The 15985-nt window shown below is 69.2% G+C and carries 16 protein-coding genes; 5 read left to right on the top strand and 11 right to left on the bottom strand.

All coding sequences use genetic code 11. The features are described 5' to 3' along the window. Positions 1-18 precede the first annotated feature (18 nt). Together ACRWK7_RS25170 and ACRWK7_RS25165 are read right to left on the bottom strand one after the other, a co-directional pair. Positions 19-483, bottom strand: a complete 465-nt coding sequence (locus tag ACRWK7_RS25170; RefSeq protein WP_431859072.1) for a response regulator — start codon at positions 481-483, stop codon at positions 19-21. Between the two features lie 130 nt (positions 484-613). Then, positions 614-2428, bottom strand: a complete 1815-nt coding sequence (locus tag ACRWK7_RS25165; protein WP_431859071.1) for an extracellular solute-binding protein — start codon at positions 2426-2428, stop codon at positions 614-616. A 136-nt stretch (positions 2429-2564) separates the two neighbouring features. On the opposite strand from ACRWK7_RS25165, the gene ACRWK7_RS25160 reads away from it, so the two are divergent. Further along, the gene (locus tag ACRWK7_RS25160; RefSeq protein WP_431859070.1) at positions 2565-3479 is read left to right on the top strand and encodes an EboA domain-containing protein; all 915 of its coding nucleotides are present in this window, start codon (positions 2565-2567) and stop codon (positions 3477-3479) included. 1 nt (position 3480) lies between these two features. Here ACRWK7_RS25160 and ACRWK7_RS25155 read toward each other — a convergent pair whose 3' ends face one another. From ACRWK7_RS25155 to ACRWK7_RS25145, 3 genes are all read right to left on the bottom strand, one after another. After that, positions 3481-4335 carry a hypothetical protein gene (locus ACRWK7_RS25155; protein WP_431859069.1) on the bottom strand — a complete coding sequence of 285 codons (855 nt, stop codon included), beginning with the start codon at positions 4333-4335 and terminating at the stop codon, positions 3481-3483. 135 nt (positions 4336-4470) lie between these two features. After that, complete coding sequence (locus tag ACRWK7_RS25150; RefSeq protein ID WP_431859068.1) at positions 4471-6087, bottom strand: alpha-glucosidase family protein; 1617 nt, start codon at positions 6085-6087, stop codon at positions 4471-4473. Between the two features lie 275 nt (positions 6088-6362). Continuing rightward, positions 6363-6632, bottom strand: coding sequence for a hypothetical protein (locus ACRWK7_RS25145; protein ID WP_431859067.1), 270 nt, complete (start codon positions 6630-6632; stop codon positions 6363-6365). 85 nt (positions 6633-6717) lie between these two features. Between ACRWK7_RS25145 and ACRWK7_RS25140 the strand changes: the two genes are divergently transcribed. Continuing rightward, positions 6718-7857, top strand: a complete 1140-nt coding sequence (locus ACRWK7_RS25140; RefSeq protein WP_431859066.1) for a DNA topoisomerase IB — start codon at positions 6718-6720, stop codon at positions 7855-7857. A 46-nt stretch (positions 7858-7903) separates the two neighbouring features. Then, a complete protein-coding gene (locus ACRWK7_RS25135) occupies positions 7904-8224 on the top strand; it encodes a hypothetical protein (protein WP_431859065.1) in 321 nt (106 codons plus the stop codon). Positions 8225-8270: 46 nt separating this feature from the next. Here the strand turns inward: ACRWK7_RS25135 and ACRWK7_RS25130 are convergent, their stop codons facing one another. The 4 genes from ACRWK7_RS25130 to ACRWK7_RS25115 all read right to left on the bottom strand — a co-directional run bounded on the left by ACRWK7_RS25130 (position 8271) and on the right by ACRWK7_RS25115 (position 12078). Beyond that, on the bottom strand, positions 8271-8822 hold the full coding sequence (locus ACRWK7_RS25130) for a cytochrome b (protein ID WP_431859064.1): 552 nt from the start codon (positions 8820-8822) through the stop codon (positions 8271-8273). A 76-nt stretch (positions 8823-8898) separates the two neighbouring features. Then, entirely contained in the window at positions 8899-10065 is a 1167-nt protein-coding gene (locus ACRWK7_RS25125) for a HAMP domain-containing protein (protein ID WP_431859063.1), read from the bottom strand. A gap of 121 nt (positions 10066-10186) precedes the next feature. After that, complete coding sequence (locus ACRWK7_RS25120; RefSeq protein ID WP_431859062.1) at positions 10187-10960, bottom strand: ferredoxin--NADP reductase; 774 nt, start codon at positions 10958-10960, stop codon at positions 10187-10189. 164 nt (positions 10961-11124) lie between these two features. Beyond that, positions 11125-12078 (bottom strand): zinc metalloprotease HtpX, encoded by a 954-nt coding sequence (locus ACRWK7_RS25115; RefSeq protein WP_431859061.1) that lies wholly within the window; start codon positions 12076-12078, stop codon positions 11125-11127. A 102-nt stretch (positions 12079-12180) separates the two neighbouring features. On the opposite strand from ACRWK7_RS25115, the gene ACRWK7_RS25110 reads away from it, so the two are divergent. Then, positions 12181-13101 carry a DnaJ C-terminal domain-containing protein gene (locus tag ACRWK7_RS25110; protein ID WP_431859060.1) on the top strand — a complete coding sequence of 307 codons (921 nt, stop codon included), beginning with the start codon at positions 12181-12183 and terminating at the stop codon, positions 13099-13101. Beyond that, positions 13098-13445 carry a chaperone modulator CbpM gene (locus ACRWK7_RS25105; protein WP_431859059.1) on the top strand — a complete coding sequence of 116 codons (348 nt, stop codon included), beginning with the start codon at positions 13098-13100 and terminating at the stop codon, positions 13443-13445. Before ACRWK7_RS25110 ends, ACRWK7_RS25105 begins: the two co-directional genes overlap by 4 nt. A gap of 3 nt (positions 13446-13448) precedes the next feature. Here the strand turns inward: ACRWK7_RS25105 and ctaD are convergent, their stop codons facing one another. Further along, positions 13449-15059, bottom strand: a complete 1611-nt coding sequence (gene ctaD / locus ACRWK7_RS25100; RefSeq protein WP_431859058.1) for a cytochrome c oxidase subunit I — start codon at positions 15057-15059, stop codon at positions 13449-13451. Between the two features lie 11 nt (positions 15060-15070). Then, positions 15071-15937, bottom strand: coding sequence for a cytochrome c oxidase subunit II (gene coxB, locus ACRWK7_RS25095; protein ID WP_431859057.1), 867 nt, complete (start codon positions 15935-15937; stop codon positions 15071-15073). Between the last annotated feature and the right edge of the window lie 48 nt (positions 15938-15985).

Here is a 15985-nt window from a genome sequence, read left to right as displayed (position 1 = left end):
TGATCAGGCCGGGTGTGATCAGGCCGGCTCGGCCGCGGCGATGCCGAAGAAGGAACCGACCGTGGTGATGAAGTCCTTCGGCTTGATCGGCTTGGAGACATGGCCGTTGAACCCGGCGTCGGCAAGGCGCCGCTTGTCCGCCGGGGTGGCGAGGTTGGTCACCGCCAGCACCGGCGTCCGCGATAGCCGGGAGTCGCCGCGGATCAGCTTGATCAGCTCCACCCCCGACATGCCGGGCATGACGATGTCCATCACCACCAGGTCCGGCGTGGCGTCCAGCATCAGGTCCACCACGTCGCGCGGATCCTCCGCCTCGACCACGGTGTAGCCGCCTTCCTCCAGGCAGCGGACGAACAGCTTACGCATCAACACGTTGTCCTCGACGACGAGGATGGTGCGTGCCTGCTCGAGCGTGTCCATGTCCAAACCACCCATCAGCTTGAGGTGCCCGGCGGCGGGCCGGTCGGTCGTCAGCGGGTCCATGCCGTGAAATGTCCTGTCGGTGAATCCAGTACTACGCCGTCTAAAGAAAGTTTCTCGCAAATTTTAGTTAACAGCGCGTTACCGATCGACCCATCACGAACATTAGGCCGCTCTCATTGGTTGCGACCAATCAGCGCGGCACACCACCGGAAGCACCCTCGGCGTGCGCGCCGGCATCCACCCACCACGCGTCGAAGGACAGCCCGTAGGGCGGCACGGTCGCCGGGCGTTTCAGCCGGGTCCAGTAGGCGACGCGGAAGGCCCCGAAATGCCACTGCGGGATGACGTAGTGGTTCCACAGCAGCACGCGGTCCAGCGCCGCCACCGCGGCGTACAGATCCTCCTTGGTGTTGGCGCGGACGATGGCCTCGATCAGCGTGTCCACCGCCGGGTTGCGGATTCCGGCGAAGTTGCGGCTGCCCGGCCGGCCGGCCGCCTCGCTTCCCCAGAAGTCGCGCTGCTCGTTGCCCGGCGTCAGCGACTGGCCCCAGACGTTGACGACCATGTCGAAGTCAAAATCGCGGGTGCGGTTCTCGTACTGGGTGGTGTCCACCGTGCGCAGGCTGGCCTGGACGCCGAGGCGCTTGAGGTTCTCGATGAATGGCAGCGCCACCCGCTCGAACGTCGGCGAGTCGAGCAGGATCTCGAAGGCCAGCGACTGGCCGGTCTTGCGGTTGACGCGCGTGCCGTCCTTCACCGCCCAGTCGGTCTCGTCGAGCAGGCGCTTGGCCTCCAGCAGGTTCTTGCGGATGCCCTGCGGGCCCTCGGTCTTCGGTGGCTCGTAGCGCTTGGTGAAGACCTCCGGCGGCACCTTGTCGCGCAGCGGCTCCAGCAGCTTCAGCTCGCGCGGGCCGGGCAGCCCTTCGGCCTGCAGGTCCGAGTTCTCGAAGTAGCTGTCGGTGCGCTTGTACGCCTTGTAGAACAGCGTCTCGTTCGCCCACTCGAAATCGAAGGCGTAGCCGATCGCCTGCCGCACCTTGGGGTCGGCGAACACCGGGCGCCGGGTGTTGAACACGAACGCCTGCATGCCCGAGGGGATCTTGTTGGGGATCTCCTCGACCTTGACCTTGCCTTCCTTCACCGCGGGGAAGTTGTAGTCGGTCGCCCAAGCCTTGGCCGAGTTCTCCTGACGGAAGTCGGCGAGTCCGCCGCGGAAGCCCTGCAGGGCCACGGTGGCGTCGCGGTAGTACTCGAACGCCATGGTGGCGAAGTTGTAGCGGCCGCGGTTGACCGCCAGGTCCTTGCCCCAGTAGTCGGCGACCCGCTCGTAAGTGATGGATCGGCCGGGGTCGACCGCGGCGATCTTATAGGGACCGCTGCCCGGCGGCGGTTCCAGCGTCGCTTGGCTGAAGGTCCGCCCCTCCCAGTAATGCTTGGGCAGCACCGGCAGCTGGCCGAGGATCATCGGCAGCTCGTGGTTGTCGCCCGGCTTGAAGGTGAAGCGCACCGTGCGCTCGCCCTCCGCCTCGACCTTGGCGACCGGGGCGTAGTAGCTCTTGTACAGCGGGTGCGCGTCGGTCAGCGTCTTGAAGGAGAAGACCACGTCCTCCGCCGTCACCGGCTTGCCGTCGTGCCAGCGCGCCTGCGGGCGCAGCGTGAAGACCACCGACGAGCGGTCGTCCGCCACGTCGATGCTCTCGGCCAGCAAGCCGTATTCCACCGACGCCTCGTCGGACGAACTGGTCATCAGCGTATCGTAGATCAGCCCCAGCCCGGCCGCCGGCACGCCCTTGATGGTGTAGGGGTTCAGCGTGTCGAACGACCCGATGGAGGTCAGCGTCACCTTGCCACCCTTCGGCGCGTCGGGGTTGACGTAATCGAAATGCGTGAAGTCGGGGCCGTACTTCGGCTCGCCGTACAGCGCTATGGCGTGCTGCGGCGCCGCCTGCGCGCCCGCCGCCATGCCGGCAACCGTGAACACCAACGCCAGCGCCGTCCATCGCATCCCGATCCTCCCCTTCGTGGTCGAAGCATCCTTACTACAATGGGGTAGAAGGGCGCGCACTCCCATTCTCCTTTCGGAACCTTTACGGCACAGGCCCGGTTTACCCGCCAATCCAGGTTCCTTCGGGAGCGCCGCCATGCCGCAGCCCTACCACCCCGTCGACACGCAGCACGTGCTGATGCTCCTGCGGCAATGGCTGAAGGCGGCGGCCCCGCCGGAGGGAGTGGACTGGCTCGACACCCAACGCGATGCCCTGAACGACGGTACGCCGGACGAGGCGTTCTTCACGGCGATGGCGCAGGCGCCGCGCCGGGTCGGGACCTCCCTGCTGCGCCTGCGACCGGAGGACCGAAGCGAGGCCGAGCGCGCCCGCGCCGGCTGGCGCCCCACCCTGTGGACCGCCGACCAGGCGGCGCGGGCGACCCTGCTGCTGGTCTACGACGACAGCGACCCGGTGGCCTACGGCGACATGCTGAACCGCACCCTGCGCGGCGGCGACCGGATGCAGTCGGCCGCGCTGTACCGCGCCCTGCCGCTGCTCCCTTACCCTGAGCGGCACCTGCACTGGGCGCAGGAGGCGCTGCGCACCGACGACCGTGCGCTGTTCGAGGCGGTGGCGCTGTTCAACCCCTACCCCGCCGACTTCTTCGACGAGGCCTGCTGGAACCGTATGATCCTTAAGGCGGTGTTCCTTGGCGTGGCCGTCGCCGGCATCGTCGGGCTGGAGCGGCGCGCCAACCCGGTGCTGGCGCACGAGCTGCGCGACTTCGCCAAGCAGCGCCGGACCGCCGGCCAGCGGGTACCGATCGACCTCTGGCAGGCCGCTGGCGACGCGGTGAGCAACAACGTGGTGGACGAGCTGGCGGCGGAGTTGGACGGCCCGGATGTCGACACCGCGATGGCTGCGGCACTGGCCCTGTCGCGCAGCCGCGACCCGCGCGCGGTCGAGGCGCTGGCCAAGCGCCCGGAACTGGCCGACGCGATCCGCAGGGGACAGCTCACCTGGGAACGGCTGGCCTCCGGCTCGCCAAGCCTGCGCGCGGTAGGGTGACCTACCGCCCGCCGACGATCCGCTCCAGCAACCCGGCCAGCGGCACCAGCAGCAGCAGGGTCAGCCCGGCGACCGTCCCGGCGAAGCCCGCGGCAAGCGCGGCGGCCAGCGCCGGCGCGGAGAGCCGGCCTGCGGTCAGCGCCGTCTGCACGGGCAGCGGGCGCGGATCGCTCGCCCCCCACAGGAAGTCCGGCAGCACCCACCACGCCAGCACCGCGGCGAACGGCAGCGCGCTCATGCCCGCGTAGTCGTCGAGCCAGCCCAGCGTCAGCGGCAGCAGCAGCGCCGCCAGCAGCAGCCCGATCGCCAGCAGCGCCGGCCGTTGGTCGCCGCGCCACAGCGGCCCGTGCCGGACGATGCCGAAGGCGGCGCCATAGCACACCGGTGCCAGGGCAGCCGGCGCCGCGGGCACTAGGGCCGCCGGATCCTCCGCAGCACCCAGCAGAAACAGCGCCCCGAAAGCCAGCCCCGACAATAGTGGACCCAGCCACGGGCTGCGCTCGCCGCCAAGATGCAGCGCCGCCAGCAGCGCCCCGGCCACCGCGGCCAACACGCCCGCCCCGGCCGACGCCTGCACCGCCATCGCCACGGCGCCGAGCAGCAGCGCACCGGCAATCCCGCCCACGGCGCGCCCGATCGCGGGTGCCTGCATCACACCGCTCGCCAGCCCCAACGCCGCCGCGGCGGCCAGGATCCAGGCGAGGCCGGACGCGTCCTCCGGCACAAGCGTGCCGGCCGCGGCATGGCCGGCCAGCGCCGAGGCGAGCGCGGCCGCCACCGATGCCGGACGCAGCAGCGCAAGCCGCGCCCCGGCGGAGCGGATGGGAATGGGGTCGGCGGACTGCACGGAAGACATGCGGCCTTTCTCCGACAGAAAGAACCTATGGACTGAACCCGGCGGACGCGCGGGTGTTCCCCGCTACCCCTCTCGGACGGTCGGTGCATTGGAAGGAACGCAAACCGATGGGGGAGTATTCCCCTCCGCAGACGACTACGCGCGCTTCAACCCGAGGAACGCCCCCAGCGGCGGCAGCACCAACGTGCGGCCGTCGGGCGCGATCTCGGCCTCCGGCATCCCCGGCAGGGTGAGTGGAATCAGCGCCTGCCCGCGTGCCAGCGTCACCTCAGCCGGCCGGTCGGCGAGGTTGAACGCCACCAGCAGGTTCTCGCCCTCGGTCGAGCGCTCGAAGGACAGCACGTCGCCGCGGTCCTCCACCGCCGAAATGGCGCCCACGGACAGCGCTGGATGGTTGCGGCGCAGGCGCAGAGCGGCTCGCCACACCTCCAGCGGGCTGCCGGCCCGACGCTCCTGCGCGTCAATGGCCAGCGCCCGGTGCGCCTCGGGCACGGGCAGCCACGCCTCGGGCGCACCGGTGAAGCCGGCGTGCGGCGCCGCTGCACGCCAGGGCATCGGCGTGCGGGAGCCGTCGCGCCCCTTGAACTCCGGCCAGTAGGCGATGCCGAACGGGTCGCGCAGCCGGTCGCGCGGAATCTCAGCCTGCGGCAGCGCCAGCTCCTCACCCTGGTACAGGCACAGCGTGCCGGGCAGCGCGCAGAACAGCGAGGCCAGCAGCGCCGCGAAGCGCCTGGGGTCGGCGCCCTCCGGCAGCCAGCGGCTGACCGCGCGCTCGACGTCGTGGTTGGAGAAGCTCCAGCAGATCGCCCGCGCGTCCGGCGTGCCGGTCAGCGCCGCCGCCAGCGCCCGCGCCGAGAACGGCTGCTTGGCGAGGCTGAGGCTGTAGGCGGCGTGCAGCCGCCCCGGCGCCCCGTACGACGCGATGCGCTCCCCCGCCCCCGGCTGGCTCGACAGCTCGCCGAGCAGCACCGCGCCGGGGTAGCCGTCCACCGTGGCGCGCAGCCGCTCCAGCACCGCGTGGATGGACGGGTGCATCATGTCGTGGAGGTGGCGTTGCAGGGCGAAGGGCTTCAGCGGCGGCTCGCCCGTCCACGGCATGGCCGGGTTCGAGCGAAGCTCCGGGTCGTGCGCGAAAAAGTCCACCGCGTCGATGCGGAATCCGTCCACCCCGCGCTCCAGCCAGAAACGGGCGTTGTCCAGCACGCCGTTCAGCGCCGGTTCGTGGTGCAGGTTCAGCGCCGGCTGGCTGGAGAGGAAGTGGTGCAGGTAGTACTGCCGCCGCCGCGGCTCCCACGTCCACGCCGCCCCGCCGAACACCGACAGCCAGTTGTTGGGCGGCGAGCCGTCCGGCCGGGCGTCGGCCCAGACGTACCAGTCCGCGAACTCTCCCTGCCGCGACCGGCGCGACGCGGTGAACCACGGATGCTCGTCCGAGGTGTGGCCGCACACCAGATCGACCAGCACCTTCAGGCCCAGCCCGTGCGCCCGCGCCAGCACCCGATCGAACGCCGCGAGATCGCCCAGGCGCGGATCGACCGCACGGTGATCGGCGATGTCGTAGCCGAAGTCCTTCAGCGGCGATGGGTAGAACGGGCACAGCCAGACCCCGTCCACTCCCAGGGACGCAACGTGGTCGAGCCCGGCCAGCACGCCCTCCAGGTCGCCCCAGCCGTCGCCGTTTCCGTCGAGGAAGCTCAACGGATAGATCTGATAGAGGGCTGCGCCGTGCAGCCAGGACGATGCGGTCGACAAGGAGCCACCCTCCGCGCGGGATATCCCGCGGAGGCTGAACCTCCACTCCTAACGATTGGCTAAGGGCCGGAAATGGTCACTGGGGTGGACGGTGCTTGATCTCCATTTCACACGGATTCCGCGGATTGATGGTACGGATTTCACGGGTTTTTTTTATTCGTGCCTACGCCGCGTCCGTCCGCTTGGCGCGCGGCACGTTTAAAATGGATCCGTGAAATCCGTGCCTCAAATCCGTGAAATCCGTGAAGCCCGGGTTGCCCGCCAAGGCTACCGAATCACTTCCGCTCCAGCAGCCTCGCCCCCGCGCCCATGGCGTTCAGCCAGGGCGCCCACGCCTGCTGCACCAGCCCGGTCCACGCCTGCATCGGCGCCATCCACAGCGCCAGCAGCGGCAGGTTCGGCGTCAGCATCCTCGACGCGGCCTCGAAGTTCGGCGTCGCCGTGAAGGTGATGGAGATGGCCTCGGCGTTCTGCTCCGGCAGCGCGCGGTGCACGATCTGCACGTCGAGGTTCGGCAGAGTAGCAGTCAGCTTGGTCTCGTCCATGCCCTTGGCTCCTTCTTGTGCGGCGCAGCACGATAGTTGCATCCCACTGACGGCAACAAGCGCCGCTGCGCGCCGTTGTGGGGGTATGGACGCACGCACCCGAGACCTCACCGATCCCGCCGACCCGCAACAGGCCGCCGCCTGCGCCGGATTGACCTACGTCTCCGACGAGGAGCCGGGCATCCGCCGGCGCCGCGCCGGCAAGGGCTTCAGCTACAAATGGCCCGACGGAACCTCGGTGACCGAGGAGGATACGCTGGCGCGCATCCGCAAGCTGGCGATCCCCCCCGCCTACACCGACGTGTGGATCTGCACCGACCCGGAGGGCCACATCCAGGCCACCGGGCGCGACGCCAAAGGGCGCAAGCAGTACCGCTACCACCCGCGCTGGACCGAACTGCGCGAGGGCACCAAGTTCGGCCGCATGCTGGAGTTCTGCCGGGCGCTGCCGAAGATCCGCGCGCATGTGGAGGAGGACCTGTCGCAGCGCGGCCTGGCGCGGGAGAAGGTGCTGGCCACCGTGGTGCGCCTGCTTGAAACCACGCTGATCCGCGTCGGCAACGAGTCCTACGCGCGCGAGAATCAGAGTTACGGCCTAACCACGTTGCGCGACGGCCACGCCGAGGTCGAGGGCTCGCAGATCCGCTTCGCCTTCAAGGGCAAGTCCGGGAAGGAATGGGAGGTCGAGCTGAAGGACCGCCGCCTCGCCCGCATCGTCCGCGCCTGCCGCGACGTGCCGGGTGACGAGCTGTTCCAGTACATCGGCGAGGACGGTCAGCGCCACGCCGTCACCTCGGGCGACGTCAACGACTACCTGCGCGCCATCACCGGCGAGGACTTCACCGCCAAGGACTTCCGCACCTGGGCCGGCACCGTGCTGGCCGCGCTGGCGCTGCAGGAGTTCGAGGGCTTCGACAGCACGGCCAAGGCGAAGCGCAACGTCACCCGCGCCATTGAGCAGGTGGCGGCCCGCCTCGGCAACACGGTCAGCGTCTGCCGCAAGAGCTACGTCCATCCCGAAGTGCTCGACGCCTACCTGGAGGGCACGCTGCTCGACGCCCTCAAGGCCGAGGTGGAGGCGGAACTGCGCGACGACCTGCACGGGCTGAAGGGCGAGGAGGCGGCGGTGCTCGCCTTCCTGCACCAACGGCTGGAGCGCGAACAGGCGTCGCGGGCGCGGGAGGGTGCCCAAAGCCGGAATTCGGGCCGACGCAACGCCGCGTGAGGCCGGCTGTTCGACTCCCAGAGGTGCCACCGCGAAGGAGGCCGCCATGGCCAAGACCACGACCGACCACCAAGAGATTCGCCACTGGGCCGAGCAGCACGGCGGCAAGCCGGCCGTCGTGCGCAGCACGCACGGCGAGGGCAAGAGCCGAAAGACCGGAGTCGGCCTGCTGCGCCTGATGTTCCCCAAGGCCCGCCAGAGCGACCATGACGAGCTGGAGGAGATCGGCTGGGACGAGTTCTTCAAGCAGTTCGACGACTCGCAGTTGGCTCTGCTCTACGAGGAGGGGTCGAACTTCAACAAGCTGATCGGCCGCGACACCGCCGAGAAGCGCGCCCACGGCGATCACAAGGCCAGCCGGCACTGAGCTGTTGCCCCCTCCCCGCTATGCGGGGAGGGGGCAACACGCTTTCTTACGCCTTCGCTCCCCACGGGAGCATGCGCGCCAGCACGCCATCCTTCAGCACGTACTGGTGCACCAGCGCGGCGGCGGCGTGCAGGCCGGCGAGGATCAGGATCGCGTTGCCCAGCACCTCGTGCACCTCCTCCGCGCCCTTCTTCAGCGCCGGATTGGGCGGCAGCAGGTCGGGCAAGGTGAACAGGCCGAACACGGCGATCGGCCGCCCGCCCGACCACGACATCACCATGCCCACCACCGGCACCGCCACCATCAGCGCGTACAGCGCGACGTGCCCGAAGCGGCTGGTGGTTTCGATCCAGGGGGCCATCGGCGGCAGGGCCGGCGGCGGGCTGACGTGGCGCCACGCCACGCGGACCAGGACCAGCGCCAGCGCGGTGACGCCGAACGACTTGTGCAAGCCCATCATGAAGGTTCGGCTGTCGCCCTTGGGCAGCCCCTCGACCACCTGGATCAGAACGAAGGCGCCGACGATCGCAAGGGCGGTGGCCCAGTGCAGCGCCTGCATGCCAAGGTCGTAGCGGGTCTTCGGAACGGATTCGGTCACGGCACTCACTCCTTGCCTCTCAGCATCTGGAGGACACCATACCGTAACCCGGCTGAACCCAACCTGAACGGATCGTTCAGGAGCCCGCCACCGTGGGCTCTGCCTTCAGCTTCTCGGCGGTCTGCTCCAGCTTCGCCGCGCGCAGCTGGAGTTCCGCCTCCAGCCCCTGCTCGCGGGCGTCGATGGAGGCGGCCATGGCGCGGAAGGCGCGGGCCAGCCGGCCAATCTCGTCCGGGCGCTCGCGCAGCGGATCGAGAGTGAAGGGATTGAAGCGGCCGTTCTCCATGGCCGTCGCCGCTCCGGTCAGCGTCGCCAGCGCCGCCGTCTGCCGCCGCAGCGCCAGCCACACCGCCCAGACACCGAGAAGCACCGCCAGCGCACCGACCGCCAGCCCGATCCACAGAGTGACCGGCAGCCCCGGCAGCGCCACACGCACCACCGCGGCCCCGCCGCCCTCCACCGGCGCCACCGCGGCCAGCGCGCCGCCGTCGGTCAGCAGGGCGGGTTTGCGCGCGCCCTTGGCGGCCTCCAACTCGGCCGGGGAGAGCTGCGCCTCGGCGGGGCCGCCGCGCGCCAGCACCGCCGCATCGCCGCCCAGCACCCAGGCTACCACGGCGGCGCCGGACAGCGCGTCGGCGACGGCGCGGTCCAGGGTACCGAGACGCTTGGCGATTTCGGTAAGCCGGCCGACGTCGGCCGTCACCTGCACGATGCGCGGCTTGTCGGCGCCGGCGACGCCGACGCTCCTGACGGTGCGGCCATCCTCTCGCTTGGCGGCGGGCCCCACCACCTGGGCCGGGCTGCGCGACAGCAGGCCGTAGAAGGCGGCGCCCTTGCCGTCCGGCGTGAAGGTGAAGTCGAGGTTCGGCGCGCTGCCCAACACCACCCTGCCGCGGGAATCGGTGACCTGGATGTCCTTGAGCGCGGTGGAGTCGGTCACCGCCTTCAGGCGGTCGTTCACCGCCTTGACGGGCAGCTTGCCCCCCTCGGCCGAGGCGGCGTATTGCGCAACCAGCGCCGCCTGGGCGGCGATCTGCTCGGTCACCGCCGCGTCCACCTCGGCCGGGATGCTGCGGATGAGATGCGCGGACTGGGCGAGATGCCGTGCGGCGCGCTCGGCCTCGGCGCGGGCGCGGTCGTGGGCGGCGTCACGCACACCCCAGGTCAGCGCCCCGGCGGTGACCGCGACGGCCAGCGCCAGCAGACCGGCGACGAGCAGGAGGATGCGGCGTTCGAACGTCATGGCTGTCCCGGACTTGCGGCCTCGCTTGCCGTCGCTTCTAGGGGAGCAACGAGCCGTTTGTCCAGGACGCCAAATGCCTCAGCGATCGTTGTCTCAGCGTTCGCCCTTTACCGCTCGCCCGTTACCGTTCGACGAACGCCTTCTCGACCACGTAGTGGCCCGGCTCGCCGCTGGAGCCCTCGTCGAAGCCGCGCTCCTCCAGGAGGTTGACGGTGTCCGTCAGCATCTCCGGGCTGCCGCAGATCATCACGCGGTCGTTCTCCGGATCCAGCGGCGTGGTGCCGATGTCGGCGAACAGCCGGCCGGAGCGGATCAGATCGGTGATGCGGCCCTGGGTGCGGAACGGCTCGCGCGTCACGGTCGGGTAGTAGGTCAGCTTCTCGCGCACGCCCTCGCCGAAGAACTCGTTCTCCGGCAGCGCGCTCTGGATTAGCTCCTGATAGGCCAGCTCGCCCACCGTGCGGCAGGTGTGAGTCAGCACGACGCGCTCGAAGCGCTCGTACACCTCGGGATCCTTGATGATGCTCATGAACGGCGCCAGCCCGGTGCCGGTCGAGAGCAGGTACAGCGTCTTGCCCGGCAGCAGGTTGTCGATCAGCAGCGTGCCCGTCGCCTTGCGGCTGATGATGATCGGGTCGCCCTCCTTGAGGTGCTGCAGGCGCGAGGTCAGCGGGCCGTTCGGCACCTTGATGGAGAAGAACTCCAGCGTGTCCTCGTAGTTGGCGGACGCCATGGAGTAGGCGCGCAGCAGCGGCTTGCCCCCGACCTCCAGCCCGATCATCGTGAACTGCCCGTTCTCGAAGCGGAACGACTGGTCGCGCGTGGTCTGGAAGCTGAACAGCGTGTCCGTCCAATGATGCACGCGCAGCACACGTTCCGTGAGGAGGTTGCTCATGAAGCCAGGATCCGTTTTTTATGGCGCCGCAGAACGCTGGCATAAATATTACCCCAGCACCCGACGCGTCAATAATTCACAATTCACAATGTTTTTTGGCCTTATTGATGATGCGGTTATGACTCCAGCGGTTGCGCGGCACCCTGGAATCGTTCGCAACACCATCAATACCAGTAGCCGCTGACGCGGTAGCGCGGGCGGTGCCGTGCGTGCGCGAAGGGTACGTGGATGGGCAACGCCTCCCAGCCGGGCAACACCGGCGCCGAGGGGCGCAGCTCCATCAGGCGACGGACGCGTTCCTCCATGTCCGGGTGGGTGCGCAACAGCGAGGGTCCGCCGCGGCCGGGCATCCATGGCCGCTCCTGCAGCCGGTCGATGCGGGCGAGCGCCGAGGCGACGCCCTCCGGATCGCCGGTCAGGTGCGCGGCGTCAAGGTCGGCGTCGAACTCGCGGGTGCGCGACAGCGCCAGTTGCAGCAGCGCCCCTGCGGTCGGCGCCACGGTCAGCAGCAGCACCAGCGCCCACGGCACGCCCCCGCGGTCCATCACCAGCAGCGGCAGGTTGAGCAGCAGCAGCGCCGTGCCGAACAGCGCCATGAACCGGGTCAGGCTCGCCACCAGATCCGCGAGGCCCATCACCCACAGGTCGTTGTTGCGGATGTGGCTGACCTCGTGCGCCAGCACACCGGCCAGCTCGCGCAGGCTGAGTTCGCGCAGCAGCCCGTCGCTGACCGCCACGGCGGCGCGGCTGCGGCTGCCGACGGTGAAGGCGTTCAGCATCGGGCTGGCGATGTAGTACAGCTCCGGCACGGCTGGGAGTTCCGCCCGCGCGGCCAGCGCCCGCATCACCTCATACAGCTGCGGCGCCTCGCCGGTGGACAGCCGGCGGGCCCCGAACATCGCCAGCACGAGGCGCGGCGACACGCGCGGCATGAACAGCAGGCTGACGGCGCCGGCCGCGAAGGACCACAGCACCCCCTCCCCGCCCGCCACCACCCAGCCGCACAGCGCCAGCAGCGCCACCATCCCGCCCAGCAGCAGGACGGAATGCATCAGGTTGGTCAGCTTGTGGCGGCGGTGCACCGCTGCCAGGACGGACTGGGTCGAGGTCGCGCGCATGCTTGGTATTTGGCGTGGCTGGCGGTGATTTCACCCACTTGAATTGGAAAACAGGCGACGCACATGCACTGGCGGGACCAGACCTGTCTTCCGACACGCACCATGAGCAATCCCTACGAGATCCTCGGCGTAGCCAAGACCGCGACGGCGGACGAGATCCGCACGGCGTACCGCAAGCTCGCCAAGAAGTACCACCCCGACCTCAACCCCGGCAAAGCCGACATGGAGGCGCGCTTCAAGGAGCTGAACGCCGCCCACGACCTGCTGTCCGACCCGGACAAGCGCGCACGCTTCGATCGCGGCGAGATCGACGCGGACGGGCAGGAGCGGCCGCAGCGCCATTACTACCGTGACTACGCCGGCGGTCCCGGCGGGGCACGCTACACCGGTTCGGAAGCCATGGCCGACGACGACCTGGAGCATGTTTTCGCCGACCTGTTCGGCGGGCGCGGCTTCGGCGGCGGCCAGGGCATGCGCATGAAAGGCGGCAACCTCGGCCTGACGCTGGCGCTTGACTTCCTGGACGCCGTCAAGGGCGGCAAGCACCGCGTGACCATGCCGGACGGCCGCACGCTCGACATCGACCTGCCGGCCGGGCTGGAGGACGGCGGCACGGTGCGCCTCAAGGGCCAGGGCATGCCGGGCGTCGGCGGCGGACCGGCCGGCGACGCGCTGATTACCGTCAAGGTGCGCCCGCACCCGCACTTCCGCCGCGACGGCGACGACGTCCGCCTCGATCTGCCGGTGACGCTGGCCGAGGCGGTGCTGGGCGCCAAGGTGCGCGTGCCGACCATCGACGGGCCGGTGATGCTCGGCGTGCCGAAGGGCGCCAACAACGGCACGGTGCTGCGCCTGAAGGGCAAGGGCATCGTGGACCCGCACAAGGGCACCCGCGGCGACCAGTACGTGACGCTGCGCATCGCCCTGCCGGAGACTCCCGACCCGGCGCTGGAGGAGTTCGTGAAGGCGTGGACGCCGCCCGCCGACTACGACCCGCGTCGCACCCTGGAGGGTGGATCATGAGCATGGACATCGCGCAGGTGCTGGCCAGCTGCCGGCGCGTCAACGCCGGCGACCTCACGCTGTGGATCGAGCGGCGCTGGATCCGCCCGCACCACGAGGGCGCCGGCTGGAGCTTCACCGAGGTGGACGTGGCGCGGATCGAGCTGATCTGCGACCTGCGCCACGACATGGACCTGAACGACGAGGCGGTGCCGGTGGTGCTGTCGCTGCTCGACACCGTGCACGGGCTGCGGCGGCGGCTGTCCCTGCTGGCCGTCGCCATCGCCCGCCTGCCCCCCGATGCCCGCGCCGCGCTGGCCGCGGAGCTGGAGCGCGGGGAGGATGGTGAGGACACGGATGCGTAGCGCTCACTTCACCATCGGCAAGCGCTCGAACTGGTGGTAGGGCGGCGGGCTGCTGAGCGTCCATTCCAGCGTCGTGGCGCCCTCGCCCCAGTAGTTCGCACCGACCCGCTTGCCGTACCAGATCGTGTAGATCGCCGTGGCGATGAAGACGATGTGTCCGGTGAACGACACGTACGATCCCAGCGACGAGATCATGTTCCAGGCGTGGAACGCGTCCGGATAGTCGGGGATGCGGCGCGGCATGCCGGCGACGCCGAGGAAGTGCTGCGGGAAGAAGGTCAGGTTGGCGCCGATGAAGGTCAGCCAGAAGTGCACCTTGCCCCAGAACTCCGGGTACTGCCGGCCCGACATCTTGCCGATCCAGTAGTACCAGCCGGCAAAGATCGAGAACACCGCGCCCAGCGACAGCACGTAGTGGAAATGCGCGATGACGTAGTAGGTGTCGTGCAGGGAGATGTCGAGGCCGCCGTTGGCCAGCACCACGCCCGACACGCCGCCGATGGTGAACAGCACGATGAAGCCCAGCGCGAACAGCATCGGCGTCTTGAGCTCGATGCTTCCGCCCCACATGGTGGCGATCCAGCTGAAGATCTTGATGCCGGTGGGCACCGCGATGATCATCGTCGCCGCGGTGAAATAGGCGCGCGTATCGACACCGAGGCCCGTGGTGAACATGTGGTGCGCCCAGACGATGAAGCCGACGACGCCGATCGCCACCATGGCGTAAGCCATGCCGAGGTAGCCGAACACCGGCTTCTTCGAGAAGGTCGAGATCACCTGGCTGATGATGCCGAAGCCCGGCAGGATCATGATGTAGACTTCGGGGTGGCCGAAGAACCAGAACAGATGCTGGAACAGCAGCGGATCGCCGCCGCCTTCCGGGTTGAAGAAGGAGGTGCCGAAGTTGCGGTCGGTCAGCAGCATGGTGACGGCACCGCCGAGCACCGGCACGGCCAGCAGCAGCAGGAACGCCGTCACCAACATGCCCCAGACGAACAGCGGCATCTTGTGCAGCGTCATGCCGGGTGCGCGCATGTTGAAGATGGTGGTGATGAAGTTCACCGCGCCGAGCACCGACGAGGCGCCGGCCAGATGCAGCGCGAAGATGCCCATGTCCACCGACGGGCCGGGGTGCCCGGTGGCCGACGACAGCGGCGGGTAGATGGTCCAGCCGGTTCCCGCCCCGGGCCCGACGAACACCGACCCGAACAGCAGGCAGAAGGCCGGCACCAGCAGCCAGAAGCTGATGTTGTTGAGGCGCGGGAACGCCATGTCGGGGGCGCCGATCATGATCGGCACGAACCAGTTGCCGAAGCCGCCGATCAGCGCCGGCATCACCACGAAGAAGATCATGATCAGGCCGTGCGCCGTGGACACCACGTTCCACATCTGCCCGTCGCTCACGATCTGCAGGCCGGGGTTCTGCAGCTCCGCCCGAATGATGCCCGACAGCGCCAGCCCGGCGATTCCGGCGATCACCGCGAAGCCCAGGTACAGGGTGCCGATATCCTTGTGGTTGGTCGAGAACAGCCAGCGCTGGACGAACGGCGGCGTGTGGTCGTGGTCGTGATCTTGGGCGTGGTCGTGGACGTGCGTCTGTCGTTGGTCGGCCATGGCAGCCTCCCTCACTCTATGGTTTGGCGCCCTTCAGCGTGTTCGGCGACTTCGGTGTGCGCGGCCGTCCGGCCGTCGAGCATGGCCTGCTTCTTCGCGGCGGCCCATTGCGCGAAGCGGTCCTTCGGCACCGCCTCGACCTCGACCGGCATGTAGCCGTGGTTCACGCCGCAGACCTGCGAGCATTGCCCGTAGTAGATCCCCGGCCGCTCGACGCGCATCCAGGTCTCGTTGATGCGGCCGGGGATGGCGTCGTGCTTCACGCCCATGGCCGGCACCGCCCAGGAATGGATGACGTCACCGCCGGTGACCAGCACGCGGATGTTGGTATCGACCGGGACGACGACGTGGTTGTCCACCTCCAGGAGCCGGCGTTGACCCGGCTTGATGTCCTCCGGCGGGATCATGATCGAGGAGAAGGTGAAGCCGCCCTGGTCGGGATATTCGTAGTCCCAGTACCACTGCCGGCCGGTGACCTTGATGGTCATCTCGGCATCGGGGCTGCGGTCGGAGAAGTAGAGCAGACGGAACGACGGCACCGCGATCACCACCAGGATGATCACCGGCACCACGGTCCACACCACCTCGATCAGCGTGTTGTGCGAGGTGCGCGACGGCGTCGGGTTGCGCCGGGCGTTGAAGCGCACGATGACGAAGGCGAGAAGCGCGATCACCAGCACCACGATGGCGACCATGATCCACAGCAGCAGGTGATGGAAGCCGTCCATCATTTCCATGACGGGCGTCGCCGGCGCCTGGTGCCAGAGCTGCCAGGGATGCGGCTCGCCGCGCACCGGCGGCGCGGCGTCCTGCGCCCGCGCCACGCTCGCCGCCATACCTCCCAGGGCCGCCAGGGCCCACGTGCCCGCGCGTCTCATGGTTCCTCCCGCGCCTCGGATTATCTCTGAAGCGCTGAACAGCGGAGC

It is taken from the genome of Azospirillum sp. (assembly GCF_050789165.1).
Note: the sequence above shows the minus strand (reverse complement) of the source record. Positions and strands in the feature narration are given on the sequence as shown.

Coding starts and splice junctions, on each gene's coding strand:
- ACRWK7_RS25110 (WP_431859060.1), top strand. CDS start 12,181: ATGAGCAATCCCTACGAGATCCTCGGCGTAGCCAAGACCGCGACGGCG.
- ACRWK7_RS25115 (WP_431859061.1), bottom strand. CDS start 12,078: ATGCGCGCGACCTCGACCCAGTCCGTCCTGGCAGCGGTGCACCGCCGC.
- ACRWK7_RS25145 (WP_431859067.1), bottom strand. CDS start 6,632: ATGGACGAGACCAAGCTGACTGCTACTCTGCCGAACCTCGACGTGCAG.
- ACRWK7_RS25125 (WP_431859063.1), bottom strand. CDS start 10,065: ATGACGTTCGAACGCCGCATCCTCCTGCTCGTCGCCGGTCTGCTGGCG.
- ACRWK7_RS25170 (WP_431859072.1), bottom strand. CDS start 483: ATGGACCCGCTGACGACCGACCGGCCCGCCGCCGGGCACCTCAAGCTG.
- ACRWK7_RS25135 (WP_431859065.1), top strand. CDS start 7,904: ATGGCCAAGACCACGACCGACCACCAAGAGATTCGCCACTGGGCCGAG.
- coxB (WP_431859057.1), bottom strand. CDS start 15,937: ATGAGACGCGCGGGCACGTGGGCCCTGGCGGCCCTGGGAGGTATGGCG.
- ACRWK7_RS25160 (WP_431859070.1), top strand. CDS start 2,565: ATGCCGCAGCCCTACCACCCCGTCGACACGCAGCACGTGCTGATGCTC.
- ACRWK7_RS25140 (WP_431859066.1), top strand. CDS start 6,718: ATGGACGCACGCACCCGAGACCTCACCGATCCCGCCGACCCGCAACAG.
- ACRWK7_RS25120 (WP_431859062.1), bottom strand. CDS start 10,960: ATGAGCAACCTCCTCACGGAACGTGTGCTGCGCGTGCATCATTGGACG.
- ACRWK7_RS25165 (WP_431859071.1), bottom strand. CDS start 2,428: ATGCGATGGACGGCGCTGGCGTTGGTGTTCACGGTTGCCGGCATGGCG.
- ACRWK7_RS25155 (WP_431859069.1), bottom strand. CDS start 4,335: ATGTCTTCCGTGCAGTCCGCCGACCCCATTCCCATCCGCTCCGCCGGG.
- ctaD (WP_431859058.1), bottom strand. CDS start 15,059: ATGGCCGACCAACGACAGACGCACGTCCACGACCACGCCCAAGATCAC.
- ACRWK7_RS25105 (WP_431859059.1), top strand. CDS start 13,098: ATGAGCATGGACATCGCGCAGGTGCTGGCCAGCTGCCGGCGCGTCAAC.